This window comes from Proteus terrae (assembly GCF_003144325.1).
Lineage (GTDB): Bacteria > Pseudomonadota > Gammaproteobacteria > Enterobacterales > Enterobacteriaceae > Proteus > Proteus terrae.
The window spans coordinates 26,826-41,917 of the sequence record NZ_PENS01000005.1; the positions used below are offsets into that span (position 1 = coordinate 26,826).

General features: G+C 37.2%; 13 protein-coding genes. 9 read left to right on the forward strand and 4 right to left on the reverse strand.

Features of this window, described 5'->3' with window-relative positions; all coding sequences use genetic code 11:
- The first annotated feature begins 41 nt into the window (after nucleotides 1-41).
- The 5 genes from DK857_RS04945 (at nucleotide 42) to DK857_RS04965 (ending at nucleotide 3,274) form a co-directional block, all read left to right on the forward strand.
- On the forward strand, nucleotides 42-272 hold the full coding sequence (locus tag DK857_RS04945) for a DUF6500 family protein (RefSeq protein ID WP_109401696.1): 231 nt from the start codon (nucleotides 42-44) through the stop codon (nucleotides 270-272).
- Nucleotides 273-376: 104 nt separating this feature from the next.
- Entirely contained in the window at nucleotides 377-592 is a 216-nt protein-coding gene (locus DK857_RS04950) for a hypothetical protein (RefSeq protein WP_023581839.1), read from the forward strand.
- 353 nt (nucleotides 593-945) lie between these two features.
- Nucleotides 946-2,079, forward strand: a complete 1,134-nt coding sequence (locus tag DK857_RS04955) for a hypothetical protein (RefSeq protein ID WP_109401697.1) — start codon at nucleotides 946-948, stop codon at nucleotides 2,077-2,079.
- A 185-nt stretch (nucleotides 2,080-2,264) separates the two neighbouring features.
- Entirely contained in the window at nucleotides 2,265-2,546 is a 282-nt protein-coding gene (locus DK857_RS04960; protein ID WP_109395121.1) for a hypothetical protein, read from the forward strand.
- A gap of 263 nt (nucleotides 2,547-2,809) precedes the next feature.
- Nucleotides 2,810-3,274, forward strand: a complete 465-nt coding sequence (locus tag DK857_RS04965) for a GNAT family N-acetyltransferase (protein ID WP_109401698.1) — start codon at nucleotides 2,810-2,812, stop codon at nucleotides 3,272-3,274.
- 136 nt (nucleotides 3,275-3,410) lie between these two features.
- Here the strand turns inward: DK857_RS04965 and fliT are convergent, their stop codons facing one another.
- From fliT to fliD, 3 genes are read right to left on the reverse strand one after another with little or no spacing between them, the layout of a single operon-like run.
- Nucleotides 3,411-3,764 (reverse strand): flagellar protein FliT, encoded by a 354-nt coding sequence (fliT, locus tag DK857_RS04970; protein WP_109401699.1) that lies wholly within the window; start codon nucleotides 3,762-3,764, stop codon nucleotides 3,411-3,413.
- An 18-nt stretch (nucleotides 3,765-3,782) separates the two neighbouring features.
- Nucleotides 3,783-4,181 (reverse strand): flagellar export chaperone FliS, encoded by a 399-nt coding sequence (gene fliS, locus DK857_RS04975; protein ID WP_023581844.1) that lies wholly within the window; start codon nucleotides 4,179-4,181, stop codon nucleotides 3,783-3,785.
- Nucleotides 4,182-4,200: 19 nt separating this feature from the next.
- Nucleotides 4,201-5,631, reverse strand: coding sequence for a flagellar filament capping protein FliD (fliD, locus tag DK857_RS04980; RefSeq protein ID WP_109401700.1), 1,431 nt, complete (start codon nucleotides 5,629-5,631; stop codon nucleotides 4,201-4,203).
- A gap of 387 nt (nucleotides 5,632-6,018) precedes the next feature.
- Between fliD and DK857_RS04985 the strand changes: the two genes are divergently transcribed.
- The 4 genes from DK857_RS04985 to fliZ all read left to right on the forward strand — a co-directional run bounded on the left by DK857_RS04985 (nucleotide 6,019) and on the right by fliZ (nucleotide 10,278).
- On the forward strand, nucleotides 6,019-7,098 hold the full coding sequence (locus DK857_RS04985) for a FliC/FljB family flagellin (RefSeq protein ID WP_109401701.1): 1,080 nt from the start codon (nucleotides 6,019-6,021) through the stop codon (nucleotides 7,096-7,098).
- A 316-nt stretch (nucleotides 7,099-7,414) separates the two neighbouring features.
- Entirely contained in the window at nucleotides 7,415-8,524 is a 1,110-nt protein-coding gene (locus tag DK857_RS04990; RefSeq protein WP_109401702.1) for a FliC/FljB family flagellin, read from the forward strand.
- A 442-nt stretch (nucleotides 8,525-8,966) separates the two neighbouring features.
- Nucleotides 8,967-9,689, forward strand: coding sequence for an RNA polymerase sigma factor FliA (locus tag DK857_RS04995; protein ID WP_036912728.1), 723 nt, complete (start codon nucleotides 8,967-8,969; stop codon nucleotides 9,687-9,689).
- Nucleotides 9,690-9,747: 58 nt separating this feature from the next.
- Nucleotides 9,748-10,278 carry a flagella biosynthesis regulatory protein FliZ gene (gene fliZ, locus DK857_RS05000; RefSeq protein ID WP_006533125.1) on the forward strand — a complete coding sequence of 177 codons (531 nt, stop codon included), beginning with the start codon at nucleotides 9,748-9,750 and terminating at the stop codon, nucleotides 10,276-10,278.
- Nucleotides 10,279-10,716: 438 nt separating this feature from the next.
- Here fliZ and putA read toward each other — a convergent pair whose 3' ends face one another.
- The gene (gene putA / locus DK857_RS05005) at nucleotides 10,717-14,685 is read right to left on the reverse strand and encodes a trifunctional transcriptional regulator/proline dehydrogenase/L-glutamate gamma-semialdehyde dehydrogenase (RefSeq protein WP_109401703.1); all 3,969 of its coding nucleotides are present in this window, start codon (nucleotides 14,683-14,685) and stop codon (nucleotides 10,717-10,719) included.
- Between the last annotated feature and the right edge of the window lie 407 nt (nucleotides 14,686-15,092).

Below are 15,092 nucleotides of genomic sequence, written 5' to 3' on the forward strand. Positions count from 1 at the left end.
TCCTATTTATTACTCGATTGAAAAATAAAAATAGAGAGAATATGAGAAAATCACTACAACAAAAAATAATTCAAATATGTAATGATAAGATTTCAGCCAAAGGAGAGGGCGTGGGATTATCTTTTTATGCTTTTTTTGCAAATAAAAATGACAACCCTGAATTATTAATGGAAGCTGCAACATGGTGGATTATGACACATAAATTGGATCACTTTGAAAAAGCAGTGAAAATAAAGAAAATGATCCAATCAGAAATGGATTGTGATGCTTAAAATTTCCTCTATTGCTTTAATCTTTTTATAAAACGATTTTATTAAACTAAAAATTATTGATTATTATCACATTAAAGCGGGTCATAAACAGCTATGGTAATTACATGATTAATAACGTAAACGGTGATGATATGGAATATTGGTTTATTGCGTATAAAGTGCGTTCCAGAAATGGTGATACCTACGCCGGGCATAAAATTGTAGAAACAGAAAGTGGGATCACACCCCATATTGCGTTAGAAAAAGCATGTCAGGAAGTTGCTGAAGGGGCACAAGCTGATATTCCTGCGGTGAGAGTAGTTGCTTTTAATCGTTTATAAGACATTCTACCTAGTAGAAAATCCTGCATTTATTAATGTGGGATTTTTTTTATTTTAAATTCAAAAGTTGGTTGTTTAATACACTATATTTATAAGCTAATTTACTAATAGAAATAATAAAAAATAAAGAATTTATTTATATTATTTAATTACATTGATCTGATAGAGTTTTTTCATTTATTTTACTTAAATAAAATTGAATTATGTGATCTCAGCTCTACTAATTTACTTTTAATAATTGAATAAAAAAAGGCTTATGGTTAATGTGCTGGTGGGCTAAGGAATAGCTCAATACAAGGAAATAAAAATCATCATTTTGATTTTTTAGTTATTAATAAAAGGAAATTTAAACTATGACAGTATTAACCGTTTATTTATGTGGTACTGGTTCTAACTCATTTGATAATAATAATCCGACCTTCTGGCAAGGTGAATTAGTCTCCACTTTAGCGCAAAATAACCAAGGACGAGAGTTTGCACAGTGGTTTATTGTTGATGGCCCAGGTAGTGGTAATCTGCAAGAGGATGATTTATGGGTTGAAAGTCCTAATTACTCAGATATCAAGGGTTCGCTATTTGGTAGTGGTTGGGAAGAAAATGTTAATCACGCACTTTGCTTAATGAAAGGTAACTTTGATTGGCAACGTGAAAAATTGACAGAAGAGCAGTATAACCAATTGAAAAAAGCGGGCATCCCTATTGAAGATGTCAAAGTAACAGGCTCTTTTTTATGGCGTAAATATGACTATGGCGATCGTCATGTCACTCAACAACAACTTCAGCAGCAAATTATTCGTATCTTCCGTAAAGATGGCATTATTCCAACACAAGTTAATCTCGTGGGTTGGAGCCGTGGTGGTATTACTTGCCATATGTTAGCGAATGCAATGTTGGCAGATCCTCAATTAAAAGATATTCCTGTGAATATTTTTGCGATTGATCCTGTTCCGGGTCCACTGAATTTCCAACCTGAAAAAGTAACACTTGGTAAAAACGTCAAAGAATATGTCGGATTTTATGCAAAAGATGAGCGCTCTAAAGGATTTATTTGCGTGATCCCAACCGTTGCTGCTGATACCAAAATGCATATTTTCCCTATTTCAGGTCGTCATGCCACATTAGTCGGCAATGCTTCTATTGATGGTAGTGAAGGTGAAAATGCATTATATGCGCCGGGTATTGTGGTTCGTCATTTTGCAGAAGTCTGTTTAACTCGCTGGGGCTGCGATTTAGCTAATAAATTAGCTTTAACGGATACACAAATTACGGGCTACCATACCGATATTGCTAATGATGCGGATAAATATACCGCAATGCGTCGTAAAACCTATTCTATCCATGAAAGCACAGGTAAAGACGAACGCAAAGTTTCATTAGGTAAAGAGGGTAAAGCATTCTCTGAGATCGTTGGCGTACAATATAATCCATCAGTCGGTTTAACCGCGGATTATTTATCAAATCAGCAACTCTATGATGTGATTAAATAAATTATTATTTATCAGATTATTATGAGCTAATAGGTCGCCCACAGTGAAGTGGGCGATTTCTATTTTAATCACTATCACATTATTTATCACAGTTTCTTACTAGGAAAATGATTGTTGATTTAATATACTTCCTTTCGAGAGCTAACAGAATTTCATTAGACATAGACAGACTGTAGGAGGTTTCTATGCCTGAGTTTACTGTTAGAGTTGAGTTATCCGATCCTAAAAATGCAGATTATGTGTTATTAACACAAAAGATGGTAAAAGAAGGATTTAAAAAAGAGATCGATGGTTTGAAAGGTAAATATGTTCTGCCTCTTGCAGAGTTTAATTACCATACTGAAACTAAAGATCACAAAGAAGTTATCGAGTTAGCTTTTTCGATTGCAGAAAAAATAACCTTAAACCCAGCCATTTTAGTGACTGAAGTAAAAAATAGAGCGTGGAAAGGGTTAGAACGACTTTAAGATTATCTTACTTTTAAGTCTATAAGAGAAGTCATCAAGGCTCGTGGGGAGTCTGAACGTATTTAGGTTTACAGCTTTATTGCCGATTTTTTTGCATTAAGTCTCTATTCTTCTGCGTTTTTATTATAAAAACGTATTATCAACATTACTATTTCACTCTTTAATTAAACAAAACGATAAAACAAAGTTTGCGTCGATGGTATTGCATTATCATTGATTGTTTTTGATTGCTTTTTATTACTTTAAACCACGGGATAAAGCGCATGAATTGGATTTTAAAATCATTCTCACAACTCACCACCGATGAGCTTTACGCTATTTTGGCATTAAGAAATCAGGTTTTTATTTGTGAACAGCAATGTGCTTATCAAGATCTGGATGGGGTAGATCAAAATACATTACACTTGTTTGCCAAAGAGGAAGGTGGCCAGCAACTTATTGCTTATGCACGTCTGTTGCCTCAAGGTATCGCATTTAAAGAAGCTTCAATAGGGCGGGTGATTGTTGCTCAAGATCAGCGGGGAAGTGGTATTGCACATCAGTTAATAAAAGAGGCGATTGCAACTACGTGCCGTCAATTTAACACCCATACAATAAAAATAATGGCACAGGCTTATTTAGTCTCATTTTATCAATCACATGGTTTTGTTATCGATTCAGAAACTTATCTTGAAGATAACATTCCACATATTGATATGGTTTTAGTGCAATCTGTACAATCTATGTAATCAAAAAAACAAAAATATAAAAGGGCAAACGTTGATTTTTACGTTACCGATAACAAGTTAAGCTGAATAATAAGAGTGACTTTTTCTAAGTAAAGACGCCATTAGCTAATAAAACCGCTTTTGGCGCAGAGGAGAGTTATTTAAGATTGAGATCAGGATAATAACTATGTTCTGTAAACTGACCATAGCTATTTTGTACCCTCTGCTCTTGTTCAGTCTGTCTTATTAATACGCCAAGCTCATCTAGACGAGCTCGTAATAAATTTCGCGTCTCATTTTCGTTTTCTAAGATTTTCTTTAGCATATCCGTGAGGCGTTGTTGTAGTCTCAGCTCACCGTCAGCCGGTTTTATCATCTTAGTGATACCTTCAACGCTTTTTAAATAATCCATTTCCATTTCTATCAGCTTGTCCCATTGCTGATCTTTGGCAAGCGTTAACATTTGCTCACTTGATTTTAAAACATGCTCGTAAGCCGCCATAATATCCATATTGTTGTCCACTCTAATTTAATAAGAATTAATCTGTGTGCCGATTTGTTGCCAAGCATCAGAAATTTCAGTTAAGAGCTTGATGACTTCATGAATTTTTTCTGGGTTATTTTTTAAGTTAGCATCGAGTAGCTGATTAACCATATAGTCATAAAGGAGCTCCAGATTCTCTGCAAGCTCGCCCCCTTTCTCTTTATCCAGACCTTGTTTTAATCCGTTGCCAATAATATTAATGGCTTTAGAAATATTTTCGCCTTTACCGGCGATATTTCCTTGTTCCATTAATATTAATGCACGGCGAAGGGCGCTAAGCGCCCCATTAAATAGGATCTGGATCAGCTGGTAAGGCGTGGCATTTAAAATCTCGCTTTCAACGTCGATTTGAGCATACATTTTACTGGCTGATTGTTGATACATAGTGTCCTACTTTTAAAAATTACATTAATAAACGGCCGATTGAGGCACTGGAGTTAGTCATGGAGTTAACCATTTTATCTAACTGTTGGAACTGGTTTTTATAACGTTCCATCGTGGCTGCAATATTACGTTCCGTGTTTTTAATTTGGCTATCTAATGTTTTCTTGCGTTTTTTCACGCCATCAGTGGCAATATCTAAAGTACCATCATTAGATTGCAGGGTTTTTTTCAGGAAAGTATAGGTTTGGGTACCAAAACCGGTTTCTTTACCATCACCCATAAAAAACTCTTTCACGTTAGCCGGTTTTTCTTTTAACGCTTCATCCAGTTTTTTGCTATCGATATCTAAAGAGCCATCAACCTTAAATTTAATACCCATTTTATTTAGGGTATCCATATCTGAAGTGCCTTGTGAGCTAGTTACAAAGCTTTTTAGTTCAGACATAATCATACGGCTGGTGGTATCACCGAGTAATACACCATTATCTTTAGATGCCGCCTCACCTTTCTCTACTTGGGTATATTTAGTCAGAGATTTATAGGTGCTGTTTAACTCGTTATAAGCGTCTGTCCAAGCTTGGATCGCTTTTTTCATTGGCTCAATATCACGAGCAACGTTCACAATTTCAGGTTTATCAACACCTTCTTTATTGTTGTCAGTAGTTTTTTTAAGATTTAAAACAATCCCTTCTGGGGCATCTTTAATCTCATTAGTCTGACGTTCAATATCGATCCCGTTGACTGTTAACTCAGCGTTTTTAGCATCAACGATTTGTCGCATACCTGAAGTATGTGAAGCATCATCTTTTGCGGTCGAATTTGACAAAAATTGATTTAATTTATCGTCACCTTCAACCGTGATGGTCATTTCAGATTTAGTTCCTTCTTTCCGTGAAGTGAGAACTAAATAATTAGTATTATCATCAGCTTTAACAATAGTAGCCGAAACGTTGCCTTCTTTTTTATTGATTGCATCACGTAATTCAAGAATGGAAGTTTGTTTATCTTCTAATTCAATACGCAATGGTTTTTCTTCACCTGGTTGAGTAATAACAAGTGTACGTTTATTACCCTCACCTAAGGTTTCACCTAAAGTTTCTTTTACATCAGAGACTTTAGTTGATTTCAATGTTTGAGCTTGTGCTAACTGAGTAACAGAAACAGTGTAGTTACCCACACTGGCTTTACCATCCGTTGTTACTTTAAAAGCATCAAACTCATCATCGACTTTGGTTGCAACAATCTTGTCGAATTTTTTTAAATCTTCAGAAGCTTTTTGTAATTTATCGAGCTGACCACGAATTTTACCGTAAGCAGTAATCTTCGCTTCGTAGCTTTTCATCTGTTTATCAAGGGGTTCAAGGCGTTTATTTTCCGCCGCCTCTAATTGTGCCAATGTTTGGCTAAGAGGCATCCCTGAGCCCACGCCTAGTGAAGCAATACCAGCCATACCGGTCTCCTTTCTGTGTTCGTAAAATAATCCTCAAAAAGCGTTATCGGTAGGATCGGCGAAAAGTTTACGTCTATTTGGTATTTTTGATGACTTAAACAGGCTGCCATATAGAAGCCTTTTATTGCTATTGATGACCAAAGTCGAATTTTGATCACTGAAAAGTGGCTTGAGATAAAAAATGATAAAAATTTAATAAAAAAATAATAAATTAATTTTCTTATTTATCATTGGTTTGATATTAATTCTATAAAAAATCGCAGAAATATTTGTAGGAAAAGTTAAAGGTTGTATGTGGGGTGCCGATAAACTTGTTGCCGGTGATTGACACCGTAAATGAATAGGCAAACTTTTATTTTATCGACTTGATTTTAAAGGAATCTAGCTATGGCACAAGTCATTAATACCAACTATCTATCTCTGGTAACTCAAAACAACCTGAACAAATCTCAGGGAGCTTTAGGAAGTGCAATCGAGCGTCTGTCTTCTGGTCTGCGTATCAACAGCGCTAAAGACGATGCAGCAGGTCAAGCGATTGCTAACCGTTTCACTTCTAACATCAACGGTTTAACTCAAGCTTCACGTAATGCGAACGATGGTATCTCTATCGCTCAAACGACTGAAGGTGCTCTGAACGAAATCAACAATAACTTACAACGTATCCGTGAGTTAACAGTTCAAGCTAAAAACGGTACTAACTCTAATTCAGATATTGAATCAATCCAAAACGAAGTTAAAGAACGTTTTGACGAAATCACTCGTATCTCTGAACAAACTCAGTTTAACGGCGTTAAAGTACTGAGCGGCGAAAAAGCTGAGATGGTTATCCAAGTAGGTACCAACGACAACGAAGTTATCAAATTTAACTTAGATAAAATTGATAACGGTACTTTAGGTGTAGATAGCGATAAATTATTTACCAAAACAGCCGGCTCAGGTAAAGTTGTTGCTGAAGGTAAATCAGTTTCTGCAACTGACGTCGATCCAGCTGGTACTAAAGGTTTTGACGATGCAAATATCACATCTGTTGCTCAATATAAAGAAGACGGTGTAGCTGCGACTGATAAATATGTTGCAACTTACAAAGATGGTTCTAAACATGTTGTTACAGCAGCATTAGATACAGATACCATTAAAGTAACTAAAGGTGATGCATTCGTTGCTGATGACGGTAAAGACAAATTTAGTGTTGATGCAAAAGCATTAGAAACTTTAGATTCAGCAATCAGCAAAGTTGATGAAACTCGTTCTAAATTAGGTGCGATTCAAAACCGTTTTGAATCTACTATCACTAACCTGAACAATACTGTTAACAACTTATCTGCTTCACGTAGCCGTATCTTAGATGCTGACTATGCAACAGAAGTTTCTAACATGAGCCGTGGTCAAATCCTGCAACAAGCTGGTACTTCAGTACTTGCTCAAGCAAACCAAGTACCACAAACTGTTCTGTCTCTGTTACGTTAATTCGTACTCTGACACAAAAGATACCTTTCTATATCCAAAAGGTCCTCGTAAGAGGGCCTTTTTTTTGTTTGTGTATTTTATCTTTAAACCCACTCTTTTTTAGTTTTTATTTTTTTCTCAATTTAATTCTCTTTTCTTTTAACTCAATAAGTTCTTAAAAATTAACGGACTGGCTTTTATTGCTATTTTCGCAACGCCAAAAAACGTAAAACCCTCGAAATTGATGACGATAGTGTTTAGGCAACGTTATTACAGCGACGTAATAACAAACCTATTCATGAAAAAAAATTTTAAAATCAAGTCGAAGGAATATTGTATGGCACAAGTTATTAATACTAATTACCTGTCTTTAGTGACTCAAAATAATTTAAATAAATCACAAGGCGTTTTAGGCTCAGCGATTGAACGTTTATCTTCTGGCCTGCGTATCAATAGCGCAAAAGATGATGCGGCAGGTCAAGCCATTGCTAACCGTTTTACATCAAATATAAATGGTTTAACTCAAGCCTCTCGTAATTCAAATGATGGTATTTCAGTTGCTCAAACCACCGAAGGGGCTTTGGATGAAATTAATGACAACTTACAACGTATTCGCGAACTGACAGTTCAAGCTAAAAATGGCACTAATTCAGATTCTGATATTAGTTCTATTCAAAATGAAGTCACTGAACGTTTCGCGGAAATTAATCGTATTTCTGAACAAACTCAATTCAATGGTGTGAAAGTATTGAATGGTGATACCAAAATGACGATCCAAGTCGGTACGAATGATAAAGAAGTGATTACTTTTCAATTGGATAAAATTGATAATGATACTTTAGGTGTGGGAAACGATAAGTTATATACCGAAACAACAGTTAAGAAAGGGGAAACAAAAGCGGGTGCTACAGTTACTGCAGATAAATTGGGTATTAGTGGTGCTACGGCCTATAAAGGTAGTTTAACCGTTAATGAGTATGAAGTTGATGGTAAAGTTGTAAAGGATAAATATATTGCTACATCAGGTAGTGATCAGTATCTAGTTTCTGCTTCAGATTTCGAAGCTGATGCGACGACTCCAACAGACGTAACATTAAAAGCAGGGGTTACTACGAACCCTGCTAATAAATTTACTGCCAGTGCAGGTATCGATGTAAAAACTTTAACCGTAAATGATGATGCCCTTGCAACATTAGATAGTGCCATTAATAAAGTCGATGAGGCGCGTTCTAAATTAGGTGCGGTACAAAACCGTTTTGAATCTACTATTAATAATTTAAATAATACTGTTACCAATTTATCGGCTTCTCGTAGCCGCATTTTGGATGCAGATTATGCCACTGAAGTATCCAATATGAGCAAAGGCCAAATTCTGCAACAAGCGGGTACTTCAGTACTAGCTCAAGCAAATCAAGTGCCACAATCTGTTCTCTCTCTATTACGTTAATCTTCTCTTGAAATAATCCTCAATTAACACCTACTTCAATTTTTTGCAGTGGGTGTTTTTTCATCAAAACAATCGTTTTTTTAATTAATCATTTATGAGTATTTTAACTCGTGAATTAGACGCTAAAATCTCACAAAATAAAATACTATGATTTATATGTTATTTTTTTATGAACAAAATACATATTCAATGCGTCAATTTCTTTTAATGAGATAAATTATCAATTTAATTAACGGTTTTTCTAAGGATTAACCCTGACTGTTTTAAGGTAAAGTAGTTCTCGTAATGCAATGACAAATTAATTTATCAATGAAAACCCGATTATTGCTGAAAATTTGGCATAGGTGAAAAAGAGGCGTTTTTGCTTCACTGTTCAGCCGATTGCTAAATCTATTTCGCCAGATAATGGTTTCCGGTCTTTTATCCAAAGGTGTCTTTTGTTGTGAGTGATTTGTATACCGCCGAAGGCGTGATGGACAAAAATAGCCTCTGGGAGCGATATGTCCCGTTGGTTCGCCATGAAGCATTACGATTACAGGTCAAGTTACCTGCGAGTGTTGAATTGGATGATCTTTTGCAAGCGGGTGGAATTGGGCTACTAAATGCTGTTGAGCGTTATGACTCAATGCAAGGTGCTGCCTTTACCACTTACGCTGTTCAACGTATCCGTGGCTCTATGTTAGATGAGCTACGTAGTCGAGATTGGGCGCCACGCAGTGTGCGTCGCAATGCAAGAGAAGTAACACATTCTATTCATCAATTAGAGCAGGATCTAGGACGACCACCATTAGAACAGGAAGTTGCTGATCATTTGCAGATTGAGTTAGCAGAATACCGGCAGATCCTATTGGATACGAATAACAGCCAATTGTTCTCTTATGACGAATGGCATGAAATTTACGGTGAAAGCTGTGAACCGTCTCAAGACGAAGATCATGATGACAATCCATTACAGATGTTATTAGAAAGTGATATTCGCCAAAGAGTCATAGACGCGATAGAATTGCTTCCCGAAAGGGAAAAAATGGTTCTTACCCTGTATTATCAGGAAGAACTTAATTTGAAAGAAATAGGCGCAGTGCTTAATGTCGGGGAATCCCGCGTGAGCCAGCTACACAGCCAAGCCATAAAAAGGCTGCGAGCACGCTTAAACCCAGAGAAATAGAAGTTTTGCTTATTTTTGTTTTTGTTTATTAAGACTACAACACAGGGCTTTATCTCTTATGTCTGTTTCAACACAAAAGAAACGGCCGCTAAGCCGTTACATTAAAGACTATAAACACAGCCAGACTCATTGTCTACATTGCCACAAGGCGCTTGATCGGATCTCTCTCGTATTCAATCGCCAAGTTATCAATAAAGAAGCCATTTCTGAAATGACTGATCTAATTGATGATGAAACGTGGGAAACGTTACAAGAGAAGTTCTCTGCGCTATGCCGTTTTTGTAGTGAGATTTACTGTAATAGTGAAACTGATTACTTTGACATTATGTCTTTTAAGCAGTATTTGTTTGAACAAACGGAGATGAGCCACAGTACTGTTCGTGAGTATGTGGTTCGTTTACGTCGGCTCGATGAATTACTGACTTCCACTAATTTTCCTCGTCAAGAGTTTACGACAGAGAAAATTCAGTCAGACTTGAGTAAAAAGCTCACTCCCTCTGCATTTAGTAACTACAATATTGCACTACGTAAGTACGAGCAATATCTTGATTGGTGCCAAGAGCCCCCATCAATGAATAGCAGTCACTAATTGCGCTCAAGAGAGACCTTAAAAGGAGTAGCTTAGCCTGCTCCTTTTTCTATTCTATTAATTTTAAATCCTTCCTATTTTTTCTTGCTTAATTTCTTTTTTATTTCTAAAACTATCTATCAACGATGAAAAGCAATGTTGTACTAAGTAAATTGCATCAATAGATAAAAAAAGCGCCCACAAGTGGGGCGCAAGTTTCAGGTATTCATAAAGATATAATTAAATCAACTTCTAGGTTGACTTGATCATAAGTATATTTACTAAAATAATTTGTCGCGAATAGTAAATATAAAAAGAGTGAGAACAGTCACAGCATTAAAAAAATAACTCTCTTGACTATCTCTTTAGAAATAATAGGGCAATAAAAGAAAAAACCACCTTTAAGAAAACAGACTTTAAAGGTGGTCTCAAAGACAAGGAGAGAAAGAGAAGGGATAATTAACTAATCGTCATTAAGCTTGCATTACCTCCAGCTGCCGCAGTATTAATGCTTAATGCTCTTTCATGCAATAAACGCTCTAACAATATACCCGTTTCACCGCGAGAGAACCCCTGAACAGAAATTATAGCCCCTTTACGTTGAGCAATTTTCTGGCAAGTTTCACGTAATTGGTCACCATCACCATGATAAATCACAGCATTTATTTTTAGTGACTCATCATTCCAGTTTTCAGTCAATGTAATGGCTTTTCTGACAATATCAGGTAATTCACGATATGTTTTTTGTGAGAATGGGCTATTAACGACAATGGCATGACAACCAGAGGCGAGAACAGCAGCAATTTGAGTCAATGCATCTTGCTCGTTATCGGAAATACACAGTACATGGCCACAAGGAACTAATTGATAAGTATTGCGTTCGCCAGTAGGTCCCGGTAATACACGCAGTGTTCCAGCTTGGGATGCAAGGGCATATTTCTCTAAAGCTTCATAGTGTGGTTTATCCGCTTTGTTTGATAGCCATTCCATGTATTTATGATATGTCTGTAATAACGTATTACGCATAGAAGTATCAAGAGGAAGTGTTTCATCTTGGCGTGCTAGTGTTTGCGTTGCGGCATTTTCAGGACGTTTAGATAATAAGCGATATAAATAAACAGGACCGCCCGCTTTTGGACCTGTACCCGATAATCCTTCACCACCAAAAGGCTGAACACCCACAACTGCACCGACCATATTGCGGTTAACGTATAAATTTCCTACTTTGGCATTTGAGGCAACATAAGCAATGGTTTCATCAATACGTGTATGAACGCCCATTGTTAATCCGTATCCTGTTGCATTAATTTCTTCTAGCAAAGCGGGTAAATCTTGGCTTGCATAACGCACAACATGTAACACAGGGCCAAAGATTTCTTTCTTCAATGAACTGACTTTATCTAACTCAATTAAAGTCGGTTGAACAAAGGTACTGTTACTTTCAGCGTGTTTTGACAAACTATTGTATGATGCTTGATAAATCTCGAAGCCAGTTGTACGCATAGATTGAATATGCTTCTCTATGCCTGATTTTGCTTCTTTATCGATAACAGGGCCAATGTCTGTAGATAGTAAACTTGGATCACCCATTGTTGCTTGTGCCATTGCACCTTTAAGCATCTCGATAGTACTTTCAGCCACTTCTTCTTGAATACATAACAGACGTAAAGCAGAGCAACGCTGACCTGCACTATCGTAAGCGGATGCCATTACATCAGTTACCACTTGCTCTGTTAATGCTGATGAATCAACAATCATGGCATTTAAGCCACCAGTTTCTGCCACTAAAGGCACTGGGCGACCTTCGCTGTCTAATCGACCAGCTAAGGTCTTTTGTAAAATATGAGCAACGTCCGTAGAACCTGTAAACATCACACCACGAACACGCTCATCTGCGACTAAACGTGCACCAATGGTTTCACCTTGCCCCGGTAACAGTTGTAGTGCAAAAGAAGGAACACCTGCTTGATGGAAAAGCGCAACGGCTTTCGATGCAATTAAAGGTGTCTGCTCTGCGGGTTTTGCTAGAACGGTATTACCTGCTGCTAAAGCTGCCGCAATTTGCCCGCTGAAGATAGCTAATGGGAAGTTCCAAGGGCTGATACAAACCACAGGCCCTAAAGGTCGATGTGTATTATTATCAAAGTCTTGGGCGACTTGAGCTGCATAATAGTAGAGAAAATCAATGGCTTCACGGACTTCAGCAATCGCATTGCTGTAAGTTTTACCTGCTTCGCGCACTAGTATTCCCATAAGAGGGCCCATTTGTTGCTCCATTAATTCCGCAGCACGGATCAAAAATGAAGCTCTTTGCGCTGGTGGTGTTGCAAACCAGATTTCACCTTTTTCTTGAGCAATGGTTAAGGCAAAATCTGCCTCGGCTTCTGTGGCTTCTCTTACTGTACCGACAATATCTGCATGATTGGCAGGGTTTAATACAGATTGAGGTTCTTGTGTTTTTTCCGAAGAGCTAAACGTATCACCTAATAAAGGTTCGCAATGTATATTTTCAGTTGCTGATGTTAATAAGGCACTAGAAAGCGATGCCAAGCGATGTTCGTTTGACATATCAATGCCCGGTGAGTTTTTACGTTCATCACCATACAGTTTATGAGGAAGAGGAATTTTAGGGTGAGAAAGTCCAACTTGGCCTTCGACTTGAGCCATTCTATTCACTTCCTTGACAGGATCTGCCACTAATTCATCGAGAGAAATTGTGGTATCAGCAATTCGGTTTACAAATGATGTATTAGCTCCATTTTCAAGTAAGCGGCGCACTAAATAGGCAAGTAATGTTTCATGAGTCCCTACGGGCGCATAAATACGACAAGGGCGGCCTAGTTTTCCGTCTGCAATTTTACCAACAACTTGAGCATAAAGTGGTTCACCCATACCGTGTAAACACTGGAACTCGTATTGTCCGGGGTAATAGTTTTGACCCGCTAAATGATAAATTGCTGACAGAGTGTGTGCATTATGTGTAGCAAATTGCGGATAAATAAAATTAGGTGATGCGAGTAGTTTTTTCGCACAGGCAAGGTAAGAGACATCGGTATACACTTTACGAGTATAAACAGGATAATCTTCAAGCCCATCGATTTGAGCGCGTTTTACTTCGCTATCCCAATAGGCACCTTTCACTAAACGGATCATTAAGCGACGACGGCTACGACGAGCCAAATCAATCACATAATCAATAACTAATGGACAACGCTTTTGGTAAGCCTGAATAACAAAGCCAATACCATTCCAACCGGCTAATTCAGGTTCAAAACAGAGTCTTTCAAGTAGATCGAGTGAAATTTCAAGTCTATCCGCTTCTTCTGCATCAATATTAATACCAATATCGTATTGTTTTGCTTGTAACGTTAATGAGAGTAGGCGAGGGTAAAGCTCTGACATAACTCGCTCATATTGAGCACGACTATAACGAGGATGTAATGCTGAAAGCTTGATAGATATTCCTGGGCCTTCATAAATGCCTCTGCCATTAGAGGCTTTACCAATGGCGTGGATGGCTTGTTGATAAGAGACTAGATAATCTTGTGCATCTTTTTCTGTTAATGCGGCTTCTCCTAACATGTCATAAGAGTAGCTAAAGCCTTTTTCTTCAAGTTTGCGTGCATTTGCGAGTGCTTGAGAAATCGACTCACCAGTAACAAATTGCTCACCCATTAAACGCATCGCCATATCAACACCTTTACGAACTAATGGCTCGCCACTTTTGGTGAGAATGCGATTTAAAGAGTTAGATAGCTTTTCTTCATTATGAGTAGAAACTAATTTACCTGTGAATAATAATCCCCATGTAGCTGCATTCACAAACATAGATTGGCTTTGTCCTAAGTGTGAACGCCAGTTTCCATGACTGATTTTATCGCGGATAAGTGCATCACGAGTGGCTTTATCAGGAATACGCAATAAAGCTTCAGCTAAACACATTAAGGCGACACCTTCTTGTGAAGAAAGTGAGAATTCTTGTAATAGACCTTGAACCAGCCCTGAGCGTCCAACACCATTTTTCTGTTTACGTAATTTTTCGGCAATGGAATAGGCTAATTTATGCGTTGCTTGGGCTTCATTTTCAGGTAAGGTTGCTTGTTGTAATAACATAGGCACAGCTTGAGTTTCAGGTGTGCGATATGCAGAAGTAATTGCTGAGCGTAAAACAGACTGCGGGTGAATATGTTCAGCAAACTCCAAGAAAGGCTGATAATGAGCGGTTGGTATTTCAGTGCTTTCATCAATATCTTGCTCTGCAACTGTTGAGTGACCAAGATTAACCTGATCATTTTCGATTTGTTCTAGATAATCGAAAATAGCCTGTTTAATTAACCAATGCGATGTTCTATCTAATTTTTGTGCAGCTTCTTTTAATCTATTGCGGGTTTCTTCATCAAGTCTAACACCCATTGTTGTGCTACTCATGCAGTGCTCCTCATATTCTATTTCTAATTCACAAATACAGTTACCCGTTATTTTTATTAATATCATTCATGTTGCAACTTTGTGCAACATTGTTAACAATTTATTTATAAATAATGTGAAAGTAGTCAGGTTTTGTGGGTGATTAAAAATAGTGTAATTCGTTTTTTTCTATTTATTTGCATATAAATCAATATATTATATTTATTTTATTGATGTTGACGTTTATAATATGTCTTCGAATTAAGACAAATAGTGTGAAGTCATAAACAAAATTTAAACATTTAAACGTTAATTTCTTGTTAAATGCAGTTAACCTATTCTAGGATTGATGTGAATGCTTTATCTGTTGCTGTAAGAAATTATTTTAATTAAAAACTGAAAAGATCATTAATGCGCAACGAAGTGCA